Annotated in this window: 22 protein-coding genes and 1 pseudogene; 13 read left to right on the forward strand and 10 right to left on the reverse strand. The window is 71.1% G+C overall.

All coding sequences use genetic code 11. From position 1 onward, the window contains the following. Positions 1–166: 166 nt before the first annotated feature. The 3 genes from ppdK to glnII all read left to right on the forward strand — a co-directional run bounded on the left by ppdK (position 167) and on the right by glnII (position 6,253). Positions 167–2,857, forward strand: a complete 2,691-nt coding sequence (gene ppdK / locus AB0M54_RS39145; RefSeq protein WP_364477046.1) for a pyruvate, phosphate dikinase — start codon at positions 167–169, stop codon at positions 2,855–2,857. A gap of 18 nt (positions 2,858–2,875) precedes the next feature. Continuing rightward, positions 2,876–5,104, forward strand: coding sequence for a bifunctional diguanylate cyclase/phosphodiesterase (locus tag AB0M54_RS39150; RefSeq protein WP_364477048.1), 2,229 nt, complete (start codon positions 2,876–2,878; stop codon positions 5,102–5,104). Positions 5,105–5,224: 120 nt separating this feature from the next. Continuing rightward, complete coding sequence (gene glnII, locus AB0M54_RS39155) at positions 5,225–6,253, forward strand: glutamine synthetase (protein ID WP_364477050.1); 1,029 nt, start codon at positions 5,225–5,227, stop codon at positions 6,251–6,253. Here glnII and AB0M54_RS39160 read toward each other — a convergent pair. From AB0M54_RS39160 to AB0M54_RS39170, 3 genes are all read right to left on the reverse strand, one after another. Beyond that, positions 6,250–7,746: a glycoside hydrolase family 9 protein gene (locus AB0M54_RS39160; protein WP_364477052.1), complete on the reverse strand. Its 1,497-nt coding sequence runs from the start codon at positions 7,744–7,746 to the stop codon at positions 6,250–6,252. The two genes, glnII and AB0M54_RS39160, sit on opposite strands and share 4 nt — an antisense overlap. Before the next feature lie 44 nt (positions 7,747–7,790). Further along, on the reverse strand, positions 7,791–8,804 hold the full coding sequence (locus AB0M54_RS39165) for a hypothetical protein (protein WP_364319622.1): 1,014 nt from the start codon (positions 8,802–8,804) through the stop codon (positions 7,791–7,793). Positions 8,805–8,878: 74 nt separating this feature from the next. Continuing rightward, on the reverse strand, positions 8,879–10,618 hold the full coding sequence (locus AB0M54_RS39170) for a sensor domain-containing diguanylate cyclase (protein ID WP_364477053.1): 1,740 nt from the start codon (positions 10,616–10,618) through the stop codon (positions 8,879–8,881). A gap of 276 nt (positions 10,619–10,894) precedes the next feature. Between AB0M54_RS39170 and AB0M54_RS39175 the strand changes: the two genes are divergently transcribed. The 3 genes from AB0M54_RS39175 to AB0M54_RS39185 all read left to right on the forward strand — a co-directional run bounded on the left by AB0M54_RS39175 (position 10,895) and on the right by AB0M54_RS39185 (position 13,607). After that, the gene (locus tag AB0M54_RS39175) at positions 10,895–12,283 is read left to right on the forward strand and encodes an OFA family MFS transporter (RefSeq protein WP_364319751.1); all 1,389 of its coding nucleotides are present in this window, start codon (positions 10,895–10,897) and stop codon (positions 12,281–12,283) included. Between the two features lie 116 nt (positions 12,284–12,399). Next, positions 12,400–12,810 carry a VOC family protein gene (locus AB0M54_RS39180; protein WP_364319619.1) on the forward strand — a complete coding sequence of 137 codons (411 nt, stop codon included), beginning with the start codon at positions 12,400–12,402 and terminating at the stop codon, positions 12,808–12,810. A 26-nt stretch (positions 12,811–12,836) separates the two neighbouring features. Then, entirely contained in the window at positions 12,837–13,607 is a 771-nt protein-coding gene (locus AB0M54_RS39185; RefSeq protein ID WP_364477055.1) for a hypothetical protein, read from the forward strand. Here AB0M54_RS39185 and AB0M54_RS39190 read toward each other — a convergent pair. After that, positions 13,546–14,043, reverse strand: a complete 498-nt coding sequence (locus tag AB0M54_RS39190; protein ID WP_364477057.1) for a hypothetical protein — start codon at positions 14,041–14,043, stop codon at positions 13,546–13,548. The genes AB0M54_RS39185 and AB0M54_RS39190 overlap by 62 nt on opposite strands. 23 nt (positions 14,044–14,066) lie before the next feature. Here AB0M54_RS39190 and AB0M54_RS39195 point away from each other — a divergent pair, with 23 nt between their 5' ends. Beyond that, positions 14,067–14,192, forward strand: a complete 126-nt coding sequence (locus AB0M54_RS39195; protein ID WP_364477059.1) for a hypothetical protein — start codon at positions 14,067–14,069, stop codon at positions 14,190–14,192. A gap of 245 nt (positions 14,193–14,437) precedes the next feature. After that, positions 14,438–14,590, forward strand: a complete 153-nt coding sequence (locus AB0M54_RS39200; RefSeq protein ID WP_364477061.1) for a membrane dipeptidase — start codon at positions 14,438–14,440, stop codon at positions 14,588–14,590. A gap of 683 nt (positions 14,591–15,273) precedes the next feature. Here AB0M54_RS39200 and AB0M54_RS39205 read toward each other — a convergent pair. Beyond that, a pseudogene (locus tag AB0M54_RS39205) lies at positions 15,274–17,517 on the reverse strand (BTAD domain-containing putative transcriptional regulator); the annotation flags it as partial. A gap of 90 nt (positions 17,518–17,607) precedes the next feature. Here AB0M54_RS39205 and AB0M54_RS39210 point away from each other — a divergent pair. The 3 genes from AB0M54_RS39210 (at position 17,608) to AB0M54_RS39220 (ending at position 20,597) form a co-directional block, all read left to right on the forward strand. Next, positions 17,608–18,831: an alpha-amylase family glycosyl hydrolase gene (locus AB0M54_RS39210; RefSeq protein ID WP_364477063.1), complete on the forward strand. Its 1,224-nt coding sequence runs from the start codon at positions 17,608–17,610 to the stop codon at positions 18,829–18,831. A 121-nt stretch (positions 18,832–18,952) separates the two neighbouring features. After that, the gene (locus AB0M54_RS39215; protein WP_364319610.1) at positions 18,953–19,345 is read left to right on the forward strand and encodes a hypothetical protein; all 393 of its coding nucleotides are present in this window, start codon (positions 18,953–18,955) and stop codon (positions 19,343–19,345) included. After that, on the forward strand, positions 19,335–20,597 hold the full coding sequence (locus AB0M54_RS39220; protein ID WP_364477065.1) for a CHAT domain-containing protein: 1,263 nt from the start codon (positions 19,335–19,337) through the stop codon (positions 20,595–20,597). The genes AB0M54_RS39215 and AB0M54_RS39220 overlap by 11 nt, the downstream gene beginning before the upstream one ends. A 42-nt stretch (positions 20,598–20,639) precedes the next feature. On the opposite strand, the gene AB0M54_RS39225 is transcribed toward AB0M54_RS39220, so the two are convergent. Both AB0M54_RS39225 and AB0M54_RS39230 read right to left on the reverse strand, forming a co-directional pair. Continuing rightward, the gene (locus tag AB0M54_RS39225) at positions 20,640–20,981 is read right to left on the reverse strand and encodes a nuclear transport factor 2 family protein (RefSeq protein ID WP_364319606.1); all 342 of its coding nucleotides are present in this window, start codon (positions 20,979–20,981) and stop codon (positions 20,640–20,642) included. Continuing rightward, a complete protein-coding gene (locus AB0M54_RS39230; RefSeq protein ID WP_364319604.1) occupies positions 20,978–21,286 on the reverse strand; it encodes a hypothetical protein in 309 nt (102 codons plus the stop codon). The genes AB0M54_RS39225 and AB0M54_RS39230 overlap by 4 nt, the downstream gene beginning before the upstream one ends. A 122-nt stretch (positions 21,287–21,408) precedes the next feature. Here AB0M54_RS39230 and AB0M54_RS39235 point away from each other — a divergent pair, with 122 nt between their 5' ends. Further along, positions 21,409–23,463 carry a M14 family zinc carboxypeptidase gene (locus AB0M54_RS39235; protein WP_364477067.1) on the forward strand — a complete coding sequence of 685 codons (2,055 nt, stop codon included), beginning with the start codon at positions 21,409–21,411 and terminating at the stop codon, positions 23,461–23,463. A 78-nt stretch (positions 23,464–23,541) separates the two neighbouring features. On the opposite strand, the gene AB0M54_RS39240 is transcribed toward AB0M54_RS39235, so the two are convergent. Beyond that, entirely contained in the window at positions 23,542–24,807 is a 1,266-nt protein-coding gene (locus AB0M54_RS39240) for a hypothetical protein (protein ID WP_364477069.1), read from the reverse strand. Positions 24,808–24,934: 127 nt separating this feature from the next. Between AB0M54_RS39240 and AB0M54_RS39245 the strand changes: the two genes are divergently transcribed. Further along, the gene (locus tag AB0M54_RS39245; protein WP_364319598.1) at positions 24,935–25,147 is read left to right on the forward strand and encodes a dodecin; all 213 of its coding nucleotides are present in this window, start codon (positions 24,935–24,937) and stop codon (positions 25,145–25,147) included. An 18-nt stretch (positions 25,148–25,165) separates the two neighbouring features. On the opposite strand, the gene AB0M54_RS39250 is transcribed toward AB0M54_RS39245, so the two are convergent. Further along, positions 25,166–25,405, reverse strand: a complete 240-nt coding sequence (locus tag AB0M54_RS39250) for a hypothetical protein (RefSeq protein ID WP_364477071.1) — start codon at positions 25,403–25,405, stop codon at positions 25,166–25,168. Positions 25,406–25,413: 8 nt separating this feature from the next. Continuing rightward, a complete protein-coding gene (locus tag AB0M54_RS39255; RefSeq protein WP_364319595.1) occupies positions 25,414–25,905 on the reverse strand; it encodes a GNAT family N-acetyltransferase in 492 nt (163 codons plus the stop codon). Between the last annotated feature and the right edge of the window lie 97 nt (positions 25,906–26,002).

The raw sequence follows: 26,002 nt of genomic DNA on the forward strand, positions 1-26,002 counted from the left end.
CGTGCTCGTTGGTGCGCGAAGAGAGCGCATTCCGTGCACCTTGAATCTCACACCTGTGGAATTCCGCACGGGCTGGTATTCGTCGGCCGGAAGGTCACCTAGCCTTCGGTTCCCGGGGCGTGAAACCGACCGCGCCGGGGTAATCGAAACCCGGAGGTGCGTTCGCATGGAAGGCAAGGGAGCCGACAAGTTCGTCTACGACTTCGCCGAGGGCAACAAGGACCTGAAGGATCTGCTGGGTGGTAAGGGCGCCAACCTGGCGGAAATGACGAATCTGGGGCTGCCCGTGCCCGCCGGGTTCACCATCACCACGGTGGCCTGTCAGCAATATCTGGCCTCCGGGGCCCATGTCGACGGGCTCGAGGAAGAGATCACCTCGCATCTGGAAAAGCTCGAGGAGGCGATGGGCAAGCGGCTCGGCGACCCGGCCGACCCGCTGCTCGTCTCGGTGCGCTCGGGCGCCAAGTTCTCCATGCCCGGCATGATGGAGACCGTCCTCAACGTCGGCCTCAACGACGAGTCCGTGGCCGGGCTCAGCGCCCAGGCCGGCGGCGACGACCGGTTCGCCTGGGACTCCTACCGCCGGCTGATCCAGATGTTCGGCAAGACCGTGTGCGAGGTGCCCGGCGACGAGTTCGAGCAGGCGCTGCACAACGCCAAGTCGGCCAAGGGCGTACGCGACGACACCGACCTGGACGCCGACGACCTGAAGGCGCTGGTCGGCGCGTACAAGGACGTGTTCGCCAAGCACACCGGCGACGACTTCCCGCAGGACCCGCGCGAGCAGATGGACCGGGCCATCGCCGCGGTCTTCCAGTCGTGGAACGCGCCCCGGGCCGTCCTGTACCGCCGCCAGGAGCGCATCCCGGCCGACCTGGGCACCGCGGTCAACGTGGTGGCGATGGTCTTCGGCAACCTCGGCGCCGACTCCGGCACCGGCGTCGCCTTCACCCGCGACCCGGCCACCGGCGAGCAGGGCATCTACGGCGACTACCTGCAGAACGCCCAGGGCGAGGACGTGGTCGCCGGCATCCGCAACACGGTCCCGCTGCAAGATCTCGAAGGGCTCGACAAGAAGTCGTACGACGAGCTGCTCGGCATCATGGCCACCCTCGAGGGCCACTACCACGACCTGTGCGACATCGAGTTCACCATCGAGCGCGGCAAGCTGTGGATGCTCCAGACCCGGGTCGGCAAGCGCACGGCGGCGGCCGCGTTCACCATCGCCGCGCAGCTCATCGACGAGGGTGTGATCGACCTCGACGAGGCGCTGCGGCGGGTCACCGGCGCCCAGCTGGCCCAGCTGATGTTCCCGCGCTTCGACCTGGCCGGCGACCCCGAGGTGCTGACCAAGGGGGTCGGGGCGTCGCCCGGAGCGGCGTACGGCGAGGTGGTCTTCACCGCGGAGCGAGCGACCGAGCTGGCGGCCCAGGGCAAGGACGTGATTCTGGTCCGCCGGGAGACCAACCCGGACGACCTGCCCGGCATGATCGCCGCCCAGGGCATCCTCACCTCGCGCGGCGGCAAGACCAGCCACGCCGCCGTGGTGGCCCGCGGCATGGGCAAGACCTGCGTCTGCGGCGCCGACCAGCTCGAGGTGTCGCCGTCCGCGTTCTTGGTGAGCGGGCACACCGTGAACGAGGGTGACGTGATCTCGATCGACGGCACCACCGGCCGCGTCTACCTGGGCGAGGTGCCGGTCCGGCCGTCCGAGGTCGTGCAGTACTTCGAAGGCGACCTCGACCCCGCGCTGGCCAACGAGCCGCTGGTCGCGGCGGTGCACCGGCTGATGACGCACGCGGACGAGCGGCGCCGGCTGGCCGTGCGGACCAACGCCGACACCGGCCCCGACGCCGCCCGCGCCCGCCGTTTCGGCGCCCAGGGCGTCGGACTGTGCCGCACCGAGCACATGTTCCTGGGCGATCGCCGAGAGCTGGTCGAGCGGCTGATCCTGGCCGAGGGGGACAAGGAGCGGCAGGCGGCGCTGGACGCGCTCAAGCCGCTGCAACGGGCCGACTTCCTCGAGCTGTTCCGCGAGATGAACGGCCTGCCGGTCACGGTGCGGCTGATCGACCCGCCGCTGCACGAGTTCCTGCCGTCGCTGGAAGATCTGGCCGTACACGTCGCGGTGGCCAAGGAGCGCGGCGAGAGCGCCAAGCGGTCCGAGAAGATGCTCGCCGCGGTGCGCCGGATGCACGAGTCGAACCCGATGCTGGGCATGCGGGGGGTGCGCCTGGGGCTGGTGGTGCCGGGGCTGTTCGGGATGCAGGTGCGTGCCATCGCCGAGGCCGCCGTCGCGCTCGCCCAGGAGGGCGGCCGGCCGCGCCCCGAGATCATGGTCCCGCTGGTCGGCGCGGTGCAGGAGCTCGAGACGGTCCGCGCGGAGGCGGAGAAGATCATCGCCGAGGTGGTCGGCGACTCCGGCGTCGAGATCGCCATCGGCACGATGATCGAGGTGCCGCGAGCCGCCCTGACCGCCGGGCAGATCGCCGAGGCGGCCGACTTCTTCTCCTTCGGCACCAACGACCTCACCCAGATGGGCTGGGGCTTCTCCCGCGACGACGTCGAGGGCGCGTTCTTCTGGCGCTACCTGGAACTGGGCATCTTCGGCATCAGCCCGTTCGAGTCGATCGACCGCGAGGGGGTCGGCCGGCTCGTCCGCATCGCCAGCGAGGAGGGCCGGGCCACCCGTCCCGACCTCAAGCTGGGCGTCTGCGGCGAGCACGGCGGCGACCCCGAGTCGGTGCACTTCTTCCACGAGGTCGGGCTGGACTACGTGTCCTGTTCGCCGTTCCGCGTCCCGGTCGCCCGGCTGGAAGCGGGTCGGGCCGCCCTTCCCGCTCAAGTCACCGGGTGATCGGCCGATCACTCAGCCGTGCTACTTCGGCAGCGGCAGGTGGCCACGCTGGTCGCGATCAGTCTCGCGACCGGCGTGCCGATCATCCTGCTCGCCCACACCGCCGCCGCCCCCTACACCCAGCTGGCCAGCAGCACCCTCGCCTGCGTGGCGGCGGTGCTGTGCTCCCTGGCCGCCCGGCGGGCGATCGGCCTCGCCCGGGGCGGCTGGGGCCTGATCGCCGCCGGCCTCGCGACCTGGGGCCTGGGCAACTTCTACTGGTCGTACAACGAGCTGATCGCCCACGCCGAGGTGCTGTTCCCCTCCTGGGCCGACCTGGGCTACCTGCTGTTCCCGGTGCTCGCCGCGGCCGGCCTGTTCCTGATCTCGGGCTGGACCACGGTCGGCTCCCGGCTCACCGTGCTGCTCGACGGCCTGATCGCCGGCTGCGCGCTGTTCGCGATCGCCTGGGCGGTCACGCTCCGGTCGGTCTGGGAGGCCGGCGCCGACTCGGCCTTCGCGTTCGTGGTGTCGCTGGCCTACCCGGTCAGCGACATCGTGCTGGTCACCATGGCCGTGCTGATCGCGGCCCGGACCCGGCGCGGCGGACGCGGCGTCGGCCTGCTGCTGATCATCGGCCTGGCCGGCCTGGCCACCTCGGACACCATGTTCGCCCTGGACACCTCGGCCGGTACCTACTACACCGGGCAGCCCACCGACGCCGGCTTCTTCCTCTGCTTCGCGGCGTTCGGCGCGGCCGGCTGGGCGGCGGCCCGGCAGCCGATGGTCTTCGACGAGACCGGCGTGATGAACCGGCTCCAGATCATGCTGCCGTACGTGCCGTTCGGGCTCGCCGCCGCCGTGGCCGTCGGACAGGTGCCGGCCGGCGTGACCTCGGACGCGGCGGTGGCCGTACCCATGCTGGCCGGTCTGGTCCTGATTCTGCTCCGGCAGCTCTCCACGCTGCTGCACAACTCGGCGCTCACCCGGCGGCTGCGGCACCAGGCGTACCACGACCCGCTGACCGGGCTCGGCAACCGCGCGCTGTTCAACGAGAGGCTGGACCAGGCCCTGTCGTCCGGCCGGCCCGCCGCGATCGTCTACCTCGACCTCGACGACTTCAAGATGATCAACGACTCGCTCGGGCACGACGCCGGCGACATCGTGCTGCGGACCGTCGGCGACCGGCTGGCCGCCTGCTCCACCGCCGAGGACACCGTCGCGCGGCTCGGCGGCGACGAGTTCGCCGTGCTCACCGGCCGGGTCGACGGGCTCGAGGCCCAGGCCGAGAGGCTGTTGTACGCGCTGCGCGAGCCGTTCGAGGTCGGCTCGCGCATGGTCCGGGTCAGCGCCAGCGTGGGCATCGCGGTCGCGGCCGGCCCCGAGGGCACCCGGCCCGAGGACCTGCGCAAGAACGTCGACCTCGCGATGTACGCGGCCAAGGGCCAGGGCAAGAACACGTACGCCATGTTCGAGCTGTCCATGCGTCAGGGCTTCGACCGCGAGATGATGTGGCGCGCCGAGCTGGGCCAGGCCCTGGCCGACCGGTCGCTGCACCTCGCCTACCAGCCGATCGTCGGGCTGGCCGGCCACCGGGTCGTCGGCGTCGAGGCGCTGGCCCGCTGGGACCACCCCGGCCTGGGACCGGTCGCGCCCGAGGTGTTCATCCCGGTCGCCGAGCGGGCGGCGCTCATCGGTGAGCTGGGCATGTTCATGCTGCGCCGGGCTTGCGCCGAGTTCGCGGCGTGGCCGGGCGCGCGGGACGCGTACCTGTCGGTCAACGTCTCGCCGCTGCAGATGCTCGACCCCGAGTTCACCGCGATGGTCGTCGCCACCCTGGCCGAGGCCGGCCTGCGCCCCCAGCAACTCGTGCTCGAGGTGACCGAGAACGCGCTCGCCGACGAGTCCGAGGTGATCGGCACCCTCGCGCAGCTCCGGGCCACCGGCGTCCGGATCGCCATCGACGACTTCGGCACCGGCTACGCGTCGCTGCGCTACCTGCACCTGTTCCCGGCCGACATCGTCAAGATCGACCGTACGTACGTGCAGGACATCGCCCGCGACCCGGCCGCCGTCCGGATCGTCGGCACGCTGTGGCAGCTGTTCGGCGCGATCGGCCTGACCGCGGTGGCCGAGGGCATCGAGGACCCGGCCCAGGCGGCCATGCTGCTCGAGCTGGGCTGCCCGTTCGGTCAGGGCTTCCTGTACGGCTACCCGGCGCCGCTCGGCTCGCTCACCTCCCTGGTGGTCGATCCGGTCAGCGTGTGAGTTACCGGGTGACACCTGACACACCGCCGGTAACCTCCGGTTCACACACGGGCAACGGGCGAGAAATGGCGCATTGGCACGCTTCCGGCGTCAGTACGGCGTACCTGGAGGATGTGGATCGTGAGCTTCAAGGCTGAATACATCTGGATCGACGGCACCCAGCCGACGGCCAAGCTCCGTTCCAAGACGAAGATTCTGGAGGACCACGAGAAGGGCGCCGACCTGCCCATCTGGGGCTTCGACGGGTCCTCGACCAACCAGGCCGTGGGTCACTCCTCCGACCGCGTGCTCAAGCCGGTCTTCACCTGCCCCGACCCGATCCGCGGCGCGGACCACGTGCTGGTGCTGTGCGAGGTCCTCAACATCGACATGACGCCGCACGAGTCGAACACCCGCGCCGTCCTGGCCGCTGTCGCCGAGCGGTTCGCCGCACAGGAGCCGCTGTTCGGCATCGAGCAGGAATACACCTTCTTCGACGGCGCCCGCCCGCTCGGCTTCCCGGCCGGCGGGTTCCCGGCCCCGCAGGGCGGCTACTACTGCGGTGTCGGCGCCGACGAGATCTTCGGCCGGGACATCGTCGAGGCCCACCTCGACAACTGCCTCAAGGCCGGCCTGAGCATCTCCGGCATCAACGCCGAGGTCATGCCCGGCCAGTGGGAGTTCCAGGTCGGCCCGCTGGCGCCGCTGGCCGTCGCCGACCAGCTCTGGGTCGCCCGGTGGCTGCTCTACCGCACGGCCGAGGACTTCAACGTCTCGGCCACCCTCGACCCGAAGCCGGTGAAGGGCGACTGGAACGGCGCCGGCGCGCACACCAACTTCTCGACCAAGGCGATGCGCGAAGGCTACGAGGCGATCATCGGCGCGTGCGAGGCCCTCGGTGAGGGCTCCAAGCCGATGGACCACGTCAAGAACTACGGCGCCGGCATCGACGACCGGCTGACCGGGCTGCACGAGACCGCCCCGTGGAACGAGTACAGCTACGGCGTCTCGGACCGTGGCGCCTCGGTGCGCATCCCGTGGCAGGTCGAGAAGGACGGCAAGGGCTACATCGAGGACCGCCGCCCGAACGCCAACGTCGACCCCTACACCGTGACGCGGCTGATCACCGACACCTGCTGCGCCGCGCTGGAGAAGGCCGGTCAGGTCTAGCCGTCGCTCAGGTACGCCGTGATGTAGGCCAGCGGCGCGTTCCACCGGATGCAGATGTCGTTGGTCGTCTCCGAGGTGTCCTCGTCCAGGTAGTGGCACTGCGGCGGCCGGCCGTCGAGCCGGGGGTCGCTCGGGAACCCGGGCGTGGGGATCGAGTTGGCGCCCCCGGCCAGCGCGCCGGGCGGGATCGTCGAGAATTGCCGGGTACGCAGGTGCCGGGTCGCGTCGGTGCCGTAGCCGGTGACGTAGCACTGTCCGAGCGCGTTGCGGCCGAACAGGTAGTCGGCGCCGGACACGACACCGTCCCGGTAGCGGCGGTCGCCGGTCTGCTCGTGCGCCCGCGCCAGCACGACCAGGTTGTTCAGGATCCGGCCGTTCGACCCCCAGTGCCAGCCCTGCTCCGGCGCGTAGGGCTGGCCCCACGGCTGGCCGGCCTGGAGCTCCAGCAGGCGGTCGGCCGGCGGCCGGAGATCCTGGCCCGAGTCCAGCAGCGCCGGGATCGTGACCCGGTCGAAGTCGAAGCCGTCGAGGTCCGCGGGCGGCGGGATGGTCACCGGCAGCCCCCATTCGGCGGTCGCCCACACCTCGTCGTCGGTGAGGTCGGGATCCCCGTACGGCCCGCCCCCGAACCGTCCCTCGTCGTCCGGGGCGATCAGGTCCGGGTGCTGTTTCGCCGCCCGCCAGGCGGTCCGGGCCACATCGACCAGCGCGGCGTCGTCCAGCACTCGCGACGCTTTGAGACTGACGGCGGCCAGATGAAGCGTGGCCGCCGTGGACGGCCGGTGCAGGACGCGGGTGGTCGGGTCGTCCTCGGGCCGCCCCGGGATCGGCGACCACTCGGTGCCGTGGACCCGGTGGAACGCCATCCCCGCGTACTGATGGCCGGGCGGAACCTGCATCCGTAGCAGCCAGTCGAGCTGAAACCGGCACTCGTCCACCACCACGCTCGCGTCACGGCCGCGCGCCTTCAGCAGCCGGGCGAGATCGAGCAGCTGCCAGAGCGCGATGGCGCCGCTGACCACGTACTTGCCGTAGTCCCCGGCGTCATACCACCCACCGGAGACGTCGAAGACCCCGTCCGGCCGCCACCCCGGGTAGAGCCGCTCGGCGTCCGGCCCGGTCCAGCCCGGCACGGCGACGTCCCCCGCGTGCCGGCACCGCAGCCGGGTGAACAGCTCTACCGCGTCACGGCTCAGCTCGTCGTAGAGCCCGGCCGCGACCCGGAAGGGGTGGCTGCGGTCGTCGCCGGCCACCACCCGGAAGCCGTCGCCCGGCGGCAGACCGCCGAGATCGAGAACGTGCACGGTCAGGCCCGACGTGGGTTCGGGCCGCTCCGGCCAAGGCTCGGAACGGCCCGCCCCTCGTTGCGCGCCGGCCGCGTCGAACACCACGAAGGGCCGCGGCGCGACCTCACCGGTGACCCACGTGGCGTGCTGTGGCCCGCCGGGCAGATAACCGACCTGATTGACCCGGATCGACGGTCGTCCTGACATCGGCCCAGTCTGGCCCAAGCAGGCTCGGGCCGGGAGCCCGACGGTCACTCCGTCGGGAAGGCCCCCGGGTCGACGTCGGTGGTCGAGGCGTTGCCGCCGACGACCTGGGTCAGGGTGATCGTCCAGATGACGCCGGGTTCCATCTTGAACTCGTCGTCGAACTTGGTGAACGAGCAGTCGCGGGTGAAGCCCTTCTTGCCCGCGTCCCAGTCCTTGCCGGCCGCCGCGAAGATCTCGTAGTTGCCGTTCTTGATGTTCTTGACCGTGTGCTTGGCGTTGCCGCGCACGTACACGGTGAAGTTCGGCTTCTTCGTGCCCTTGGGCACCAGGCTGACCGTGGTGTCGCCGGAGCCGTTCTCGATCACCAGGTCACCCGAGCCGTTGCCGGCCTTCTTGGTGACGAACGTGCCCGTGTTCAGGCGGCGGTTCTGCTCCTTGGGCTTGGCCGGGAGGAACGAGCCGACCTTGAACGTGGCGTCGCGGGTGGCCAGCGTCTTGGACTGCTCGCGGATGTCGTCGGCGGCGTCCGAGCCCAGCAACTCGGTCACCGGGGACGCCGCGGGACACTTCGGCTTGGCGGTCGCCGCGTCTTCGGCGTCGTCGGCCAGCCCGCGCAGCGCGGTCACCAGCGTGACGTGAGCGCCGGAGGCCGTCGTCGGCGGCACGATCGCGTCGAGCTTGTCGGCGCCCGCGCGCAGCCCGGAGGCCGACGTCGCGTACGACGCCTTGTCACCCGTCGCCATCTTGGCGAACGGGTCCTTCAGCGAGGAGTCGACCTCGCCGAGTGTCTTGGCGTAGTCGGCGGCGGACACCGCCTTGCCGCTGCCCGAACCGCCCTTGTCGTCACCCTGGTTGCGGACGATCAGCGCGCCACCGGCGCAGCAGCCCGCGACCAGGAGTGCGCCGACCGCGGCACCCGCGATCCAGACCTTCTTCTTGCTTTTCTTGGGCGGCGGAGGTGGGGCGAAGGCGGCGCCGTCACCCGGGGGCTGGAAGGGCGGCCCGGGAGGTCCCGGGGGGCCAGGAGGGCCAGGCGGTCCGTAATACTGCTCAGTCACGGCGAAAATTATGGGCGATCGGCGATCGGCCGCGCAGTCCCGTTTCGGCCAGGATCGATAACGTTACGGCAGCGTCAGGAACCCGACAGGACATGTCGGGACTTGCCGCTCGTCTTCGCCTCGTACATGGCCAGGTCGGCGGCGCGCAGGATGGCGTCGGCGTCGTCGCCCGGCCGGTTCAGCGCGATACCGATGCTGGCCGTGACCGACACCGTGCGGGAGCCGATCCGGATCGGCTCCCGCAGCGCGGCCACCATCCGGTCGGCGGTCAGGAGCACGTCGGCCGGGTCGGCCAGCCGTTCCAGGAGCATCGCGAACTCGTCGCCGCCGAACCGGGCCGTGGTGTCGCTCTCCCGCATGCACTCCTTGAGCCGGTCGGCGGTCGCGCGCAGCACCGCGTCCCCGGCGCCGTGCCCGAGCTGGTCGTTGACCTCCTTGAAGCCGTCCAGGTCGATGAAGAACACCGCGAACGTGTCGTTGTCGCGGGCGTGGGTGCGCAGCGCGTGGATCACCCGGTCGAAGAACAGGACGCGGTTGGCCAAACCGGTGAGCTGGTCGTGGAAGGCCAGCTCACGCAGCTGGGAGAGCTCCCGCTCGCGCAGTTCGGCCTCGACCGCCTGGCGCCGCTCGATGTCCTGGCGCAACGCCGCGGTGGCCCGGTCGGCCCGGTCCGTCGCCCGGATCCGCCCGCTCACCAGCACCCCGATGAGCACGGCCAGGAGCAGGGTGAACGCGCCGCCGGCGACCGGCGTCCAGGAGCTGAGGCGACGGTCCGACACCCCGAGCAGGGCGGTCGTCGGCTGCAGGTCGACGCGCCAGGTGCGCTGACCCACGTCGATGGAGCGGCTGCGGTTCAGCGCCGGCTCGTTCATGGGTACGCCGCCCGCGATGCGGACGAGCGTCCGGTCCACCGTCGGCTCCGAGTCGACCAGCTGCAGGTTGACGGCGTTGCCGAGGCGGCCGGCCAGCGCCGACCGGAGGAAGTCGACGCCGTGCACGCCCATCACCACCCAACCCCCGAACTGCCCCTTCCGGTCCAGCACCGGCACCGCCATGGTCACCGTCAGCTGCTGTTCGGAGACCGGCAGCTGGCGGTCCCGCAACGAGATGTGCGCGCCGCCGACCGCCAGGGTCGAACTGCGCCGGGCCAGGTCGAGCGCCTCCCGGGTGGCCGGCGTGCTGCTCAGGTCGCGGCCCGGCGCCGGCGGCAGCCTGGTGAACGACTTCATGTAGATCACGAACTGGTGCTCGACGCCGGTACCGGTCCGATAGAGCGTGAGCCCCTTCGCGCCCCGCGCCCGCCACTCCGCCTGGGTGGCCGCGACCGCCGGGTCCTTGGCCGGCACCACCCACGCGACGCTGGTGGCGCCGGGCAGCCGGTCCGCGGTCAGGGTGGACGTCATCCCGGCCCAGTCGGTCGCGGTCAGATCGTCGGTGGCTCCGATGCCCGACGCCACGTCCGCGATCGCGTCGGCGTAGTGGCTCATCTCGTCGTCCACCGCCTCCGCGGCGTCGTCGCCGGTCCGGGTCATCGACTGCTCGGCCAGCTGCCGCTGCCCGCTGCTCAACGCCGCGGTGGCCAGCCAGGTGGCGCCGCCGCCGGCGAGCAGCACGACGACCACCAGCACGACCCCGATCAGGCGTCGCCTGGCGTGCTCCCCGACGAGCCGCCCCACACCCTTTTGTTCGGCCACCACGAACCGGAGGTGAGCGTCACCGGGGTCCTGATGAAGGTGACCACCGTGACGGACGGTGCCGCCGTGACCACCGAACCGCTCGCCGCCGCCCGGCCCGCGCTCGATCGTGTCGGTCACGGGCGTCCGATCGGGCAGGATCAGCGGAAAGTTGCAAGCGCAAGCACTTCACTGAGCGACGGCCGTCGAGGCGGCCGGCCCTTCTCGCGGCGCGGGCGCCGCAGGGCCCGCGAAATGGGCATCTTCGGACCTGAGGAGCCGGCCGGCGCCGACCCGACACCGATCGAGCGAGCGCTTGGTCTCCGTGTTCATGACCTTGCGTGGATGGCGGCAATGAATAGACGGTCATACGATCAACCATGATCGAAGCACTCCGATGAGGGGGATGCAGTGTCCGTGCTGTCCGCGCTCGACCGAGAGAAGTCCGTCGCGCCGCCAGGCTTCAGCCGTTGGCTGATCCCGCCGGCCGCGCTCTCGGTCCACCTGTGCATCGGCCAGGCCTATGCCACCAGCGTCTACAAGAACTCACTGGTCAAGCACTTTGACGCCAGCCAGACCGAGATCGGCATCGTGTTCAGCATCGCGATCGTCATGCTCGGCCTGTCGGCGGCGATCGGCGGCACCTGGGTCGAGCGGAACGGGCCGCGCAAAGCCATGTTCGTGTCGGCGTCGTTCTGGGCGACGGGCTTCCTGGTCGGCGCGCTCGGCATCGGGACCGGCCAGCTCTGGCTGCTCTATCTCGGGTACGGCGTGATCGGCGGCATCGGCCTCGGCATCGGTTACATCTCGCCGGTGTCCACCCTGATCAAATGGTTCCCCGACCGGCCCGGCCTGGCCACCGGCCTGGCCATCATGGGCTTCGGCGGCGGCGCGCTGGTCGCCAGCCCGCTGTCCCGGCAGCTGCTGGGTCTCTACGACAGCGGCTACGACTCGTCGGTCGCCTCGTCCACGGCCAGCGGCAGCGCCCTGGTGCTGCTGTTCCTGACCCTCGGCATCGGCTACTTCGTGATCATGATGTTCGGCGTCGCCAACATCCGGGTGCCGGCCGAGGGCTGGCGGCCGGACGGCTGGGACCCGGCCTCGGTCAGGGCGAAGCCGCTGGTCACCACGGCCAGCGTGTCGGCCGCGAACGCGATCAAGACCCGCTCGTTCTGGCTGCTGTGGATCGTGCTGTTCTGCAACGTGACCGCCGGCATCGGCATCCTCGAGCAGGCCAGCCCGATGATCCAGGACTTCTTCCGGGAGAACGGCACGTCCACGGTCGCGGTGACCGCGGCGGCCGGCTTCGTCGGTGTGCTGTCGCTGTTCAACATGGCCGGCCGGTTCGCCTGGTCGTCCACCTCCGACCTGATCGGCCGCAAGCCCATCTACATGATCTACCTGGGCGTCGGCATGATCCTGTACGCCCTGCTGGCCGTCGCCGGGCACTCCGCCACCGCGCTGTTCGTGCTGCTGGCCGGCGTGATCCTGTCGTTCTACGGCGGCGGCTTCGCGACCGTGCCGGCCTACCTGCGCGACCTGTTCGGCACGTTCCAGGTCGGCGCCATCCACGGCCGGCTGCTCACCGCCTGGTCGGCCGCCGGCATCGCCGGGCCGCTGATCGTCAACAGCTTCCTCGACGCGCAGGGCAAGCCCGGCACCCTGACCGCCGAGGCCTACCGTCCGGCCCTGTTCACCATGGTCGGGGTGCTGGCCGTCGGCTTCGTCGCCAACCTGCTGATCCGCCCGGTGCCCGAGCAGTACCACGAGCCGGCCACGCCGGTAGAAAGGGAGGTGGCGGCATGAGGCTGATCATCTCGTGGGCCCTGGTCACGGTGCTTCTGGGGTACGGCATCATCCAGACGGTCATTACCGCCGCGAAGCTGTTCCAGTGAGGTGGTACGGGTTCTAACGTGCGGTCCATGACCTCACGACTGAACCCGTACATCAACTTCAACGGTGACGCCCGGCAGGCGCTCGAGTTCTACCAGGGCGTCTTCGGCGGCGAGTTCACCGCCATGACCTTCGGTGACATGGGCAACGACGACGCGGCGGTCAAGGACCGCGTCATGCACGGTCAGCTCGAGACCCCGGCCGGCTACACACTGATGTGCTCGGACATCATGCCCGGCATGCCGTTCACGCCGGGCACCACGATCACGGTCAGCCTGAGCGGTGGCGCCGACGACGGCCTGGCCGGCTACTTCGCCGCGCTCGGCGAGGGCGGCACGATCACGGTCCCCCTGGAGAAGCAGGTCTGGGGCGACGAGTTCGGTCAGCTGACCGACCGGTTCGGCGTGGCCTGGATGGTCAACATCGGGCAAGCGGCGTAACGACCCGTTCGGTACGGTGCGGGGCGATGCTCCCGCACCCGTACCGGATCCCGGCTCTCGTCACCGCCGTCGCCGCCCTCCTCGCGGCCGGCACGGCGGCCCTCGGCGGCGACACGATGTCCCGGCAGTGCGCGGCGGTGGCCTTCCTCGGGGCCGCGGTCTGCGCCGCGATCGGCCCGCGGTCGGCCCTGCGATGGTCGGTCGCCGCCGCGCTCCTGCTGTTGTCGGCCGGTCAGCTTCTTTCGATCCGGGGGTACGCTCCGCCGGCCGACGACCGGGATGCGTGGCTGGGCAGCTACGACACCGACGCCCTGCTCCTGATCCCCGCCCTGCTCGCCTTCGCGGTGGGGCTGATCTTCCTGCCCCGCGCCGGTTCCCGCCGGGCGGCGCCCGCGGCGATCGTGGCCGCCGTACCCGTCGTCCTGGCCCTGACCGATGTCCTCACCGACCTGGACGAACTCGCCTGGACCGGCCCGCTGCTGATCGGCACCTGGCCCGCCCTGACGGCGATGCTGCTCACCGCCGTGATCCTGTTCCTGACCGTCGAACGCGCGGCGGCGTCCCTGTGGCCCGCGGCCGGCGCCCTGATCCTGACCGTCCTGACCGCCTGGACCTACTCGAACGCCGCCGACATCTGGTCGTTCCTCTGGCGCCGCGAGCATTCGTCGGCGTTCCTCCAGCTGGGCGCCGTGATCAGCTATTCCCCCTCGGTCTCGGGGCTGGCCGCCGTGCTGGTCATCCTGACCCTGGGCGCGCCTGTCCTGCTGGCCTGGGGCCTGCTCCGCCGCCCGGCGTGACCCCGAGCAGCTCCCGGATCACGGCGAACTCCTCGACGTCCACGAACGACGGGTTGGCGCCCTGGGGCTGACGCAGCACCTCCAGCCCGGCCAGCCGGGGATCGGCCCGCAACTCCTCGCGGGGCAGGCGGCCGCCCGGCTCCGCGACGACGAGATCCAGCGGCATCGCCCAGCCGTCGTCCTGCCGGGGTGGTCCGGTCAGACGACCAAGACCCCAGATGCCGTACGCCAGGTCACGCCGCCGGCTGCCGCTGGCCCAGAACAGCACCGGCTGGCCCGCCCGCATCAGGCCGAGCCGATAACTCGGCTGCACACACCACCGGGTCACCCGCGGCTCCCGGGCGAAACGCCCGGCCAGGTCGACGTGGTCGGCGTTGCCTTTCACCAGCCAGGCCCCGAGGTCGTCGACGCCTCGAATTCGACGTGAAGAAACCACCGCCGAAGGCTACCGTCCGCGCCATGGCGGTCGTGGAGGTGCGCCGGGACCGGCCGGATCTGGTGGCCGCGCTCGCCCACCTGCGGTGTACCGAGTGGAACCACGCGGCGGCCGTCGGGGTTTCCGGGGTGACCACTCACGCCGAATGAAGGGTGCGCGGCTCTGTTCTGGCCGGTCACGGCCTTGGAGCCGGGTGACCGGCCTCGGCGGGAGCGACGGTCTGTGCCACTGACCGAGCTACGACATCCGGCTCTTGATCTTGATCGTTCCTCCCTGGCGGCGACTCACCCATCCGCTGGGGGATGCGTGCCGGCCGGAAGTACTGCCAGAAAACTGCAAGGTCGGCCCCGCAAGATCCGATGGCCTCGGTGGTGACTTCGGCGGCTGTGACGACATGCCGTCCGGGCCGGCCGACGTGTCCGGTTACCCGCGGTTGTCCGCGGAGTTGTCCGGGCGCGGCTGGCCGGGCGACGAGTTGGCCGCCCTGGCGGGTGGCAACGTGCTGCGCGTGCTGCGCTCGGCGGACGACACTGCGGCGGTCAGTTGATCGGGGGCGCAGTGACATCCCCAGCGGGCCCGCCAGGCGGCCAGCTCATCCTGCTCGCGTACGCCGAACCGGCCGAACGTGGCCGCCGCGGCCGACCACGCCGCGTGCGCGCCGGCATGGTCGCCGCTCGCGCACCGCGCCGCACCCAGGTCGCGCAGCGTGCGGGCGTGGCCGAGGTCGAGGCCGATCGCCCGCCACCCGGCCGCGGCCCGGTCCAGCTGCTCGGCCGCCCGGCCGAACCGGCCCGCGGCCAGGTGCATCTCGCCGACCGTGCGCTTGACCAGCGCGGCGCCCAGCTGGTCGTGGTGGGCGGTGACGGTGGCCGACGCGGCGGCCAGCGGCCCGGCGGCCCGGTCCGGCTCGCCGCGGCGGATCCACACCTTGGCCAGGGCCTGCGCGGTGTACGCGAGCAGATGCAGGTCACCGATCGTGGTGGCCCGCTCGTGGGCGTCGGCGCAGAACCGTTCCGCCTGGTCGAGGTCGCCGCGGGCCCGGTGCACCAGCCCGATGCCCCGGATGGCGATCATCTCGCCGCGCTCGTGCCCGCACGCGCGGTAGCGGTCCCGGGACTTCTCCAGGTGTCGTAGCGCCGCCGCGTCCTCGCCCAGCTCCCGGTACGCGAACCCGGCGCTGTAGTGGGCATGCGCCACGCCCGCGTCGTCGCCGAAGCCCTCCAGCATGGTCAGCGCCCGCTCGATCTGCGGCAACGCCTCCCGGTGCTCGCCCATCTCCCGGCCGACCGTGCCCAGCCCGTTCAGCGCCACGGCCAGCCCGCGGTTGTTGCCGGCCGCCTCGAACAGCTCGGCCGCCGCGGCGAACTGCTCCCGCGACTCGGGCATCCGGTCCTGCTTGTAGTGCATCTGCGCGATGCCGCAGGCGATCACCGCGGCAGCGGCCTGATTGCCGGTCCGGGCCGCGACGCCGGCCGCGGCGGCATGGGTACGCGTCCAGCCCGCAAAGTTGTTGACCTTGGCGAACGACGCGAAGACCAGCGCATCGGCCAGGGCGCAGGCCGGTTCGTCCAGGTCCAGCGCCGCGGCCCGCTCGACCGCGGCGACCAGGGCCGGCTCCTCGGCGGCGAAGAACACGCCCAGGTCGATCCGGTCCAGCGCCTCGGTCCAGGCCGGACCCGGCTCGGGCAGCCGGTCGGGCCGGTACATCCGGGGAATGGCCAGCGGCAACGGCTCGGCCAGGCGTTCCGCCATCCGCAACATCGCGGTCACCGCCCGGCCGACGTGGTCCGCGCTGGACTCGGCGAGCTCGGCCGCGTACAGCCGCACCAGGTCGTGCATCCGGTAGCGGGTGATCCAGCCGCCGGCCGCGGTCACGTCCAGCAGCCGGGCGTCGGTGATCTCCTCGACCAGGTCGGCCGCCTCGTCCAGGCCGGCGCCGAGCAGCGCCGCCACGGTCAGGGCGGTCAGGTCGGGCGGGTCGAGGGCGCCCAGAGCGCGGAAGGCCTCCTGCGCCCGGGGCCGCAGCCCTCGGTAGCTGACCGCCAGCCCGGCGCGCACCTCCAGCTCGTCCACGGCCAGCTCGTCGAGGCGGCGGCGCTCGTCGCTGAGCCGGTCGGCCAGTTGCGCGACCGTCCAGTGCGGACGGGCCAGCAGCCGGGCGCCTGCCACCCGGACGGCCAGCGGCAGCCGCCCGCACAGGTCGGCCAGCCGCGCCGTCTGCTCCGGGTCGGCGGCCGCCCGCTCGGCCCCGATCATCCGGGTCAGCATCGCCTCCGCGTCGGCCGCCGACAGCACGCCCAGCTCGACCCGCACCGCCGACGGCAGCGTGGACAGTCGCGACCGGCTGGTCACGAGCAGCGCCGAGCCCGGCGTGGTGGGCAGGAACGGCTGCACCTGCACGGCCGTCGCGGCGTCGTCGACCACCACCAGCACCCGGCGCCCGGCCAGCTCCGAGCGGTAGCGGGCGACGCGTTCCCGCAGGTCCGGGTTGCCCTGCGCGTCGGCGTCGGTGACGCCGAGCGCTCGCAGGGCCCTGCTGACCGCCTCCGGAGGACTGAGCGGGTCGGCCCCGCCGACGTTGAGGAACAGCCGGCCGTCCGGGAACTCCTCGCCCAGGCGGTGCGCGAGGTGGACGGCCAGCGCGCTCTTGCCGGCGCCCGGCGGCCCCGAGATCACCACGACGCTCGTACCCCCGGCCAGCGCCGTTCTCGCCGTCGCCACCACCGCCTGCCGGCCGGTGAAGTCCGGCAGATCCGGCGGAAGCACGGGTTCCCTCTTCTCGGGCGCCCGCAGGATCGCCGTGTGCGTCTCGCGCAGCAGCCGGCCCGGCTCGGCGCCCAGCTCCCCGGCCACCTTCTCGCGCGAGCGGGCATAGAGATCCAAGGCTTCCGGGGTACGGCCGGCCGCGTGCAAGGCGCGCAGCTGGATCGCGATCAGCGCCTCGGCCAGCGGATCCGCTGTGAGCGCGGCGGTCAGCCGGTCGATCACGTCGTTCTCGCGTCCCGCGGCCAGGCCCGCCTCGGCCCAGCCGGCCAGCGCCGCCTGCCGTTGCCGCTCCAGCCCCTCCCGGGCCCGCGCGGCCCACCCACCCGGCAGCCCGCCCAGCGCCTCGCCCCGCCACAGGCCCAGCGCCTCGTCGAGCAGCGCCGCCCGCTCGCCGGTCCGCGTCCGCGCCCGTTCGACCAGGGCCCGGAAGCGGAACAGGTCGACCGACTCCGGCGGGGCGTGCAGCTGATATCCGCCCGGCCAGCGGTCCACCCGTACCGCGTCGCCCTGCTTGAGGGTCCCGCGCAGCCTGGCGACGTACCCGTAGAGGGTTCCCCGCGCGTCGGCCGGCGGCTCGTCGTCCCAGAGCCGGTCGATCAGCGTGTCGAAGGTGACCGGCGTCCCGCCGTCGAACAGCAGCGCGGCCAGGAGATGTCGCTGCTTGAGCGCGCCCAGCTTGACGGGACGGTCGCCGGCCAGGACCTCCACCGGGCCGAGCAAGCGGAACCGCAAACCTCTACCTGCCCCCGGGAGACGTCAGAAGGGGGACAGGGTATCGGGTGTGACTACTCTTCAGGCATGAATGCTTGGGCCGACCATGTGATGTGGTGGCATCTCTACCCGCTGGGCTTCACCGGCGCGCCCGTGCGCCCGGCGGCCCCGGCCTCGACGCCGGTGCACCGCCTCGGGCGGATCGAGGCGTGGCTCGACCACGTGGTCCGGCTCGGCCTCAACGGCATCGCGCTCGGCCCGATCTTCGCCTCGGAGACCCACGGGTACGACACGGTCGACCACTTCCGCATCGATCCGCGCCTGGGCGACGAGGCCGACTTCGACCGGCTCGTCGCGGCGGCTCACGACCGCGGCGTCCGGGTCCAGCTCGACGGCGTCTTCAACCACGTCGGGCGTACGCATCCGGCGGCCCGCCGCTACGCCCTCGACCAGGTCTTCGAGGGGCACGACTCGCTGGTCGTCCTCGACCACGACCGGCCCGAGGTCGCCGACCTGGCGATCCGGGTGATGAACCACTGGCTCGACCGCGGTGTCGACGCCTGGCGCCTGGACGCCGCCTACGCCACCCCGCCGGCGTTCTGGGCCAGGGTCCTGCCCGAGGTCCGCCGCGACCACCCCGACGCCTGGTTCAGCGGCGAGGTGATCCACGGCGACTACCCCGAGATCATCCGCGTCTCGACCATGGACTCGCTCACCCAGTACGAACTGTGGCAGGCCATCTGGCACGGCATCGCCGACCGCAACTTCTACGAGACCGCCCACGGCCTGAAGCGGCACAACGACCTGCTGGCCACCTTCGTCCCCAGCACCTTCACCGGCAACCACGACGTCACCCGCCTGGCCTCGGCCATCGGCACCGACCTGGTCCCGCACGCCGTGGCCATCCTGCTCACGGTGGCCGGCGTGCCCAGCATCTACGCCGGCGACGAATACGCCTGGACCGGCGTGAAGGAGCAGCGCGAGGGCGGCGACGACGCGGTCCGCCCCGAGTTCCCGCCCCAGCCGCCGCCGGACAACAACACCCTGAACACCCACCGCGCTTTGATCGCCATCCGCCGCCGGCACCCGTGGCTGCTACGCGCCCACACCGACGTGGTCCACCTGGCCAACCACCAGCTGGTCCTCCGAACCGCAACCGACACGGCGGCCGTCATCACGGCCCTGAATCTCGCCGACAAGCAGGTGTCCTTACCCGCGGCCGACGCGACCACGCTCGCCGCCGGCGAAGGCGCCCTGTCCGACTCCGTCGTCACTCTGCCGGCCCGGGGCTGGGCCGTGCTCACCGCCTGATCACCGCGCCGCTGTGTTCCTAGGTGATCGAAAGCTGGAGGCCGAGTCGCCCGAAGGCGCAGTTGCTGGACTTCCGCCCTGATCCCGATGACACAGAGTCGCCCATCGATATCCTTCTGTGATGGCGTCGGGAATGTATGTCGAGGTGCCACGGGAGCTCAGGGCGGACCTTGAGGAGCTCGACATCGTCGTGTCCGGGCCGCACCGCGGAGCGGTTGCTGACGTTCTCGTCTCTATCGGTGTTGTCGGGGGTGCGCTCGGTGCCACGGCCGACGTTGTCACAGTTCTTATGGGCCGCGCCGAGGTAACTCGATTGGCACGGCGGATCTGGGCTCGTGCTCGACGCCGTGATGAGACGAAAAGGATCGTTCTCGAAGTTCGGCAGGGGGCGGACCGGCTGAACGTCACTTTCGAAGTGACTGGGCCTGAGACCAAGGTCGCGGCAGAAGTTTTCGCCCACGGATTGGCCGGGGCATTTGCGGCCGTTCTCGAGGACCACAACCGTGATCAATGACTTGGCCACCCTTGGCGAGAAGCTCGTCGAGCACGATCGTCTCGCGCTGCGTGCCAATGAGGCCAGAACGAACGCGAACCTGCGCGTCAGCAAGGTCAACGAGGCGATATACGCGGCTGCTGCCGTCACGGTCACCGACCGCCGCGTGATTGACCGCTTGGAAAAGGTCGCCAATCAGGCACAGAGTCAGGCGGATGCCTTGCACCGCCGAGTTGTCACCGCGGAGGCCGAGATCATCGAAGGAATCCAGGTTCTGCTCGCCCAGGCCCTCCGGCGGGAGGGCGAGACCCGGCAACAGCTCGCCGCCATGCGCTCCGGGCTCGATGATCTCGGCAAACGACTAGGAACGACCAATGAGATTCTGACGAGTCAGGGTGAGCAGCTGAACACGGTTGGCGGCCAGCTCACGAGCACTGTCAAGTACGTCATCACATCAATGAACCCCGTGCAGAAGGTTCTACGACTCAACACGGACGCTGTCCGTGAGGTCGTGGAGTCGGTTCGAGGGCTTGAGCAGCGTCGGGCCGGCGCAACACAGGCCTCCCCGCTGCCGTCTGGCCGACCGTCGACTCGCCAATTGCCGGCCGACGCGATCGACAACGCGGTCAAGGATGCGCTGCAGCCGTCCGTCGAGCAGGCTGCCGGGCTCCCCGAGAAGCTCATCGCGGTCATGTTCGCCTCCAACCCGGAGGGCCACGAGAAGGTCTCGCTGGATCACGAAATGCACGACATTCAGGAACAGCTCGCCGCCAGCAGGCACGGGCGCCTTGTGCAGTTCGAGCTGTGTCCGGCTACGCGGGTCACCGACTTGTTCGATCGGCTCAACCGCTTCGCGCCTCGCCTGGTGCACTTCAGCGGACACGGAACGGCTGAGGGCATTGTCCTTTCCACGCCCAACAACCTGCCGAAGCCGGTAGCGCCTGGTGATCTCATCGGCGTCATCCACTCGACGCTTGAGGTGTCACCGGTCATCCTCTTCAACATCTGCGACTCGGCCCAGTTCGCTGAGCAGGCCGCCCAGTCGGCCGAGGTGGCCATTGGCATGGCCGGGCCCATCTCCGATGCCGCGGCGCGTGCCTTCACCGTTCGGTTCTACGGTGGCATCGCGGCCGGCCACTCGGTGCAGACTGCCTACGCTCAGGCGGTTCAGGGGCTGCGGGCTGCCGGACATCCCGATGCCGGCCTGCCGCAGATGTTCTTCCGGTCGGATGTAGACCCCTCCCAAGTCTGGCTGGTGCGCCCGAGCAGCTGAACCCCCGGGGCGCCGATGACTCGGGTGTGGCGGGCCGTGAGGTCAGGGCGGGAGCTCGACGGTGTAGGAGACGATCTCGGTCAGCTTGCCGCCGGTGAAGGTGAAGAGGTCGCACGACGCGACCTGGGACGTGGCGCCGTCGGGGTCGGTGTAGGTTGCGGTGCTGTCGACGACGGCGAAGTCGGGGCCGCCGCGGGCCCGGAACTCGGTGAACTCTGTCTTGAGGGCGGCCAGGTGGGGCAACGACTCTTCGCAGGCGGCGATCACCGCGTCTCGGCCCTCGACATCGGCCGCGCCGATCAGACGCCAGCGGACGTCGTCGGCCAAGTGGGGGTAGACCTCACTGAAGGCGTGACGTGAGAAGGCCTCGGCTATCGGCGTCATGGCGTCACGGTCCGGCGGTCGGAAGCGGCGTAGGCCACCGCCGCGGTCAGGGCCGACACCGCGAGCACCGACGGCCAGGAGCCGATCCGCCGGGCCAGGGGATGGGACAGGGCGAAGGCGCCCACATAGGCTGTGACCAGGGCCGTTGTCACGGCCGGGCCGGTCTTGCGGTGCCACTCGCGGCCGGCCAGGACGCCGCCCGCGGCCAGGACCACGCCGCCCAGGGGGCGGATGCCGGTTCGGCGGGCCAGCTGCCAGCCGCCGATGAGGGAGCCTGCGGTGATCGCCGCGGTGGGAATTCGCATGGGCCGACCGTACCCGGTCCGCGGAGCCCGTCAGACGTTATCCACAGTGCCCATCCGTACAGGTTGACAGCGGTCGATCGAGGGACTGAGCTGAGTCCACATTCGTCACTTGGAGGCCTGGTATGCCGTCCCGGCGCAGCTCGGTGGTCATCGCCGCCGTTGCCGTTCTGCTCACCGGCGCGCTCGCCCACCCCGGCGCAGCGAACGCCGCCCCGAACCCTGACCTCACCCTGGCCGACGGCCAGACCGCCCTGGTGCGTTTCCAGCTCACCGGCGAGCAGCAGTTCACCGAGCTGCTCGAGAGTGGCGCCGACATCGCCGCGCGTCCCCGCACCACGGCGAACGCCGTGCTGGCCGACCTGGTCGTGACCGGCGCCGAGTTCGCCGCCCTGACGGCCAAGGGCGCGACCCCCGTGCAGATCATCCCGACGGGGTCGGCGGCGGCGGGCCAGCGCCCGAGCAAGCAGCGGGTCGCGGCCGACACCCTTCAGTTCCTCCAGGCGTACTGGTGGGCCAGCAAGGGCACCACCTTCCTGCAGACCCAGGTCGCGACCACGGCGAGCGACGACCCGAACGTCGAGATCACCGTCACCTGGACCACGGCCGACGGCGCCACCGGGTCGTTCCCGCTGGTGCGCTTCGTCGACTCGGGCGAATATCAGTACCACTGGGCGCTGCCGCAGAAGCTGCCGGCCCAGCCGGTCTCCGTGGTGGCCACCTCGTCGCTGGGCGGCCGGTCCCGCTCGATCGCCCCGGGCGTGTGGCCGGGCGCCACGCCGCCGCCGACGCCGTCCGGCTACCAGCAGGACTTCATCGACGCGTACATGACGCCGCAAGACATCACCGCCCGCGTCAAGCGGCTCAAGCGGCAGTACCCGGCCCTCGTGGACGTGCTCGACCTGCCCAACAAGACCCAGGGCTATCGGCGTACGGCGGTCGCCTACCTGGGCGATCCCAACGTGGCCGCGGTGGTCGTCGACACGGTCAAGTTCGGCGCCGAGAACCAGAACGGCATCCAGGCCCGGACGGTCGATCCCGGCCAGGCCAACCGGCCGCTCACCGTGACGTACCGTGATCGGGTCCTGACCGTTTCGCTCGCGACCGACAACGCCGGCAAGACGATCAGCACGACCACCGAGGTGGCGGCCGCGATCAACGCGAGCTTCCCGGACCGCTTCCGGGCCTTCGCCGAGAGCGGCTCGGAGGGCCTGCCGATGCCGGTGGTCGCTCCGGTGCGGCTCGACGACGGCCTGAAGGGCGCGGAGGTGCCGACGCGCCCCTGGACCGTGCAGGCGCTGCGCATCGGCAAGGTGCGCGACGGCTCGAAGGTCGGCGTCATGGCCTACTCCCAGGAGCACGCGCGCGAATGGGCGACGCCGCTGGTGACGATGGAGTTCGCGGAGCGGCTGCTGGCCAACTACGCGACCGACGCGGCCACCCGGGAACTGCTCGACTCGGTCGACGTCTTCATCATCCCGACCGTCAATCCAGACGGCGCGAACTACGCGTTCAACGACTTCAATTTCCAGCGCAAGAACCTGAGCAATCACTGTACGGGCGCCGCCCGCGACCCGCGGAACCGTGATGCGTGGGGCGTGGACGTGAACCGCAACTACGCGGTCGGCTCGCTCTTCGACGGTTACGTGGGCGCCAGCACGAACTGCCTGTCCGGCACCTATGCGGGCACCGCCGAGCTCTCCGAACCCGAGAGCCGCAACGTGGTCGCCCTGGCCGAGTCCCACCCGAACATCAAGTACTCGCTGAACGTGCACTCGTACGGCGGCTACTTCATGTGGTCGCCGGGCGCCTACAAGGCGGCGGGACGGGTCACACTGCCGCGGCCGTCGATCGACGAGGCGAAGTACTTCCAGGACTCCGCCCGCCGCATCGTCGGGGCGATCGCCGCCGAGCGGGGCACGGTCACCTGGCCGTCGTACACCGGTCCGGTCGCCGACGTCCTCTACAGCGCGGCCGGCAACTCGGCCGACCACCTCTACTACGACCTGGGCATCACGGCCTGGAACTTCGAGGTGGGCAACGACATCTGGAACGACGCGACCGAACAGTGGGAGGGTGTCGGCTTCCAGCCGCCGTACGACGAGGCGCACGGTGAGTCCCAGGAGTACGCCGCCGGCCTGGTCGAGCTGGTGCGGATCGCCCGGGACAAGGGCCTCTAGGTCGCGGCGGCCCAGTCGCCGACGGTCGTGACGTCCGCCTGCCTCGGGAACACCTTCGTGGTGAGCACGCTGTGCACCTCAGGGTCGTTGTCGAGGCAGGCGCCGGCGGTGGCTGAGGCGTGCGATGACTGCTCCGGCCAGGATGAGCAGGGTGCAGGCGGCCAAGGCGGTTCGCTCCGCGAACAGGGCGATGGTGAGGCCGCAGGCGATCTTTCCGGCGTACTCGGATTGGGCCAGCAGGGAGTGAACGGTGGCCCGCACCGCGCCGACGGTCTCGTTGTTCACCCAGATCGTGCCGAAGCTGCGGGTCAGCGGCAACGCGCCCGCGGCCAGGAGCACGGCGAGGCTGCCGCCGACGACGCCCGGCGCCAGGGCCAGGCCGGCCACGCCGACCACGGCGATCACGCAGGCGAAGACGTAGCCGTTGCGCACCGCGCCCTCGCCGCCGATGGGGCCCGCCGCCGTTGTGCTCTCTCCGCCGGTGGGGGCTGGCGGCATCGTGTCGTCGCCACCGATCGGCGCCGGCGCCGGCCTGGCCTGGCCGCTGATTCGGGTCTGCGCCAGGCGCAGGGCCGCCGCGCCGCCGAGGCACATGAGCACGCCCAGGCCGGTGAGCCAGACGACCGGACCGACCGCGGGGCCGAGGGCGAGCAGCTGGAGCGGGTACAGCCGCCCGAAGGCGTCCGCCGCGCCCTGGACCAGGAAGGTCGCGCCGAAGGCGGCCAGCAGGGTGCGGCTGTCCAGCACGCCCTTCAGGATCGGCCACTGCTGCGCGCTCGGGGCGGGGACGAAGCGCCGCTCCGGAAAGCCGGCGATCACGTACAGCCCGAGCAGCACCATGACCGCCCCGGCCAGCACCATCGCCGGGCCGCGCCCCACGAGCCAGGCCAGCCCGCCGACACTCAGCAACCCCGCGACGGTCCCGAGCAGCTGCGCCTGTTCCGCCCGGATCAACACCGTTCGCGCGTACGCCGGATCGCCCAGCTCATCGCTGACCCAGGCCACGTCGGCGCCGCTGGCGAACGTCCAGGCCAGCCCCCACACCATCTGCGTGGCCAGCAGCGGCAGGAACCCGTCGGCCAGCCCGGTGGCGAGCATCGCCCCGCCCATGAGCACATGCGACACCACCAGCGACCACTTCCGGCTGACGTGGTCGGCGAGCACCCCGGCCGGAACCTCGAACACCAGCGCCACCACGGCCTGACCGACGCCGATGAGCACGAGCTGCGACGCCGGCAGCCGCGCGTCGACCACCAGATAGACGCTGGTGACCAGCCACCACCCGCGATGCAGCACGGCCCGGCACCACACCCACCGCACATAGGTGCCGCCGAGGTTCGCCATCCCGGCAGTCTCGGGACGCCACGTCCGAGGCCGCAACGGATTTGGAGTGCTCAAGGCTCGAACAAGTGCGGCCGGAGCGGGCGCAGCGGTAGCGTGGTCGCCACGCGACGTGTTCAAGGAGGTCTCGATGAGTGACCACACCTACCGGGTGACCGAGATCGTCGGCAGTTCGCCCGACGGCATCGATCAGGCGGTCCGCAACGGCATCACCCGGGCGTCGCAGACGCTGCGCAACCTCGACTGGTTCGAGGTCACCCAGATCCGCGGGCATCTCGAGGACGGCGACGTCGCCCATGTCCAGGTGACCATGAAGGTCGGCTTCCGCCTCGACGACCTCTAGGCCGGGTTGGAAACGAGGCTAGGCCTGGCTGCGGATCCGGGCCGCCGTGGCCCGGATGAGCCGGTCGTATGCCCGGTAGGCCTCCCTGTTGTGGAACGTGGCGTGGTCGACGATCTCGGCCTCGTGGGCGATGGCCTTGGTGAAGCGCAGCAGGCCGTGGAAGACGGCGCTGCGGATGATCGCGTACAGGATGATCAAGCTGACCGGGATCGTGACCAGCACGACGACGATGATGATGAGAAGGCCCCCGCTGTCCATGCGGCCGATTATTCCCCCATCAGGGGGACAGGTCGGACGTAGGAGTGGGCCGCCCGCCCGTTCACCACGGTCGCGGTGGTGGGGGTGAAGCCGTTGCGGAGCAGGACGGTGCGGGACGCCGGGTTGTCGGTGGTCACGACCGCGTGCAGCCGGGTCAGGCCGTAGGCGGTGCGGGCCAGGTCGCAGGCGGCCCGGACCGACCGGGTGGCCACGCCCCGGCCGGTGAACTCCTGGCCGACCCGGTAGCCGATCTCGGCTTCGCCGTCCTCGATGTGGACCAGGTTGACGCGGGCGGCGACCGTCCCGTCGTCGGTGACCATCACGTGGAAGCGGTCGGTTCCGGCGTCCTGCATGGCCAGCAGGGCGGCGTGGCGGTCCGGGTAGGCGGCGAAGTAGTCGTCGCCCCGGTCGGGGATGCTGGTCGCGAAGTAGGCGCGGTTGCGGGTCTCGAACGCGAGGACGGCGTCGGCGTGCTCGGCGGTCAGCGGTTGCAACTTCACCTCGGCAGGTTATGCGGGGACGGGCGGCCTACCGGGCATACGACCGGCTCATCCGGGCCACGGCGGCCCGGATCCGCAGCCAGGCCTAGCCTCGTTT

It is taken from the genome of Actinoplanes sp. NPDC051470, from assembly GCF_040682035.1.
GTDB lineage: Bacteria > Actinomycetota > Actinomycetes > Mycobacteriales > Micromonosporaceae > Actinoplanes.

Excerpts from the sequence above, each read along its gene's own strand:
- AB0M54_RS39245 (WP_364319598.1), top strand. The coding sequence starts at position 24,935 with ATGAGTGACCACACCTACCGGGTGACCGAGATCGTCGGCAGTTCGCCC.
- AB0M54_RS39200 (WP_364477061.1), top strand. The coding sequence starts at position 14,438 with ATGCCGTCCGGGCCGGCCGACGTGTCCGGTTACCCGCGGTTGTCCGCG.
- AB0M54_RS39230 (WP_364319604.1), bottom strand. The coding sequence starts at position 21,286 with ATGCGAATTCCCACCGCGGCGATCACCGCAGGCTCCCTCATCGGCGGC.
- AB0M54_RS39160 (WP_364477052.1), bottom strand. The coding sequence starts at position 7,746 with ATGTCAGGACGACCGTCGATCCGGGTCAATCAGGTCGGTTATCTGCCC.
- AB0M54_RS39235 (WP_364477067.1), top strand. The coding sequence starts at position 21,409 with ATGCCGTCCCGGCGCAGCTCGGTGGTCATCGCCGCCGTTGCCGTTCTG.
- AB0M54_RS39215 (WP_364319610.1), top strand. The coding sequence starts at position 18,953 with ATGGCGTCGGGAATGTATGTCGAGGTGCCACGGGAGCTCAGGGCGGAC.
- AB0M54_RS39195 (WP_364477059.1), top strand. The coding sequence starts at position 14,067 with ATGGCGGTCGTGGAGGTGCGCCGGGACCGGCCGGATCTGGTGGCCGCG.
- AB0M54_RS39240 (WP_364477069.1), bottom strand. The coding sequence starts at position 24,807 with ATGGCGAACCTCGGCGGCACCTATGTGCGGTGGGTGTGGTGCCGGGCC.
- AB0M54_RS39225 (WP_364319606.1), bottom strand. The coding sequence starts at position 20,981 with ATGACGCCGATAGCCGAGGCCTTCTCACGTCACGCCTTCAGTGAGGTC.
- AB0M54_RS39185 (WP_364477055.1), top strand. The coding sequence starts at position 12,837 with ATGCTCCCGCACCCGTACCGGATCCCGGCTCTCGTCACCGCCGTCGCC.
- AB0M54_RS39210 (WP_364477063.1), top strand. The coding sequence starts at position 17,608 with ATGAATGCTTGGGCCGACCATGTGATGTGGTGGCATCTCTACCCGCTG.
- AB0M54_RS39180 (WP_364319619.1), top strand. The coding sequence starts at position 12,400 with ATGACCTCACGACTGAACCCGTACATCAACTTCAACGGTGACGCCCGG.
- AB0M54_RS39250 (WP_364477071.1), bottom strand. The coding sequence starts at position 25,405 with ATGGACAGCGGGGGCCTTCTCATCATCATCGTCGTCGTGCTGGTCACG.
- ppdK (WP_364477046.1), top strand. The coding sequence starts at position 167 with ATGGAAGGCAAGGGAGCCGACAAGTTCGTCTACGACTTCGCCGAGGGC.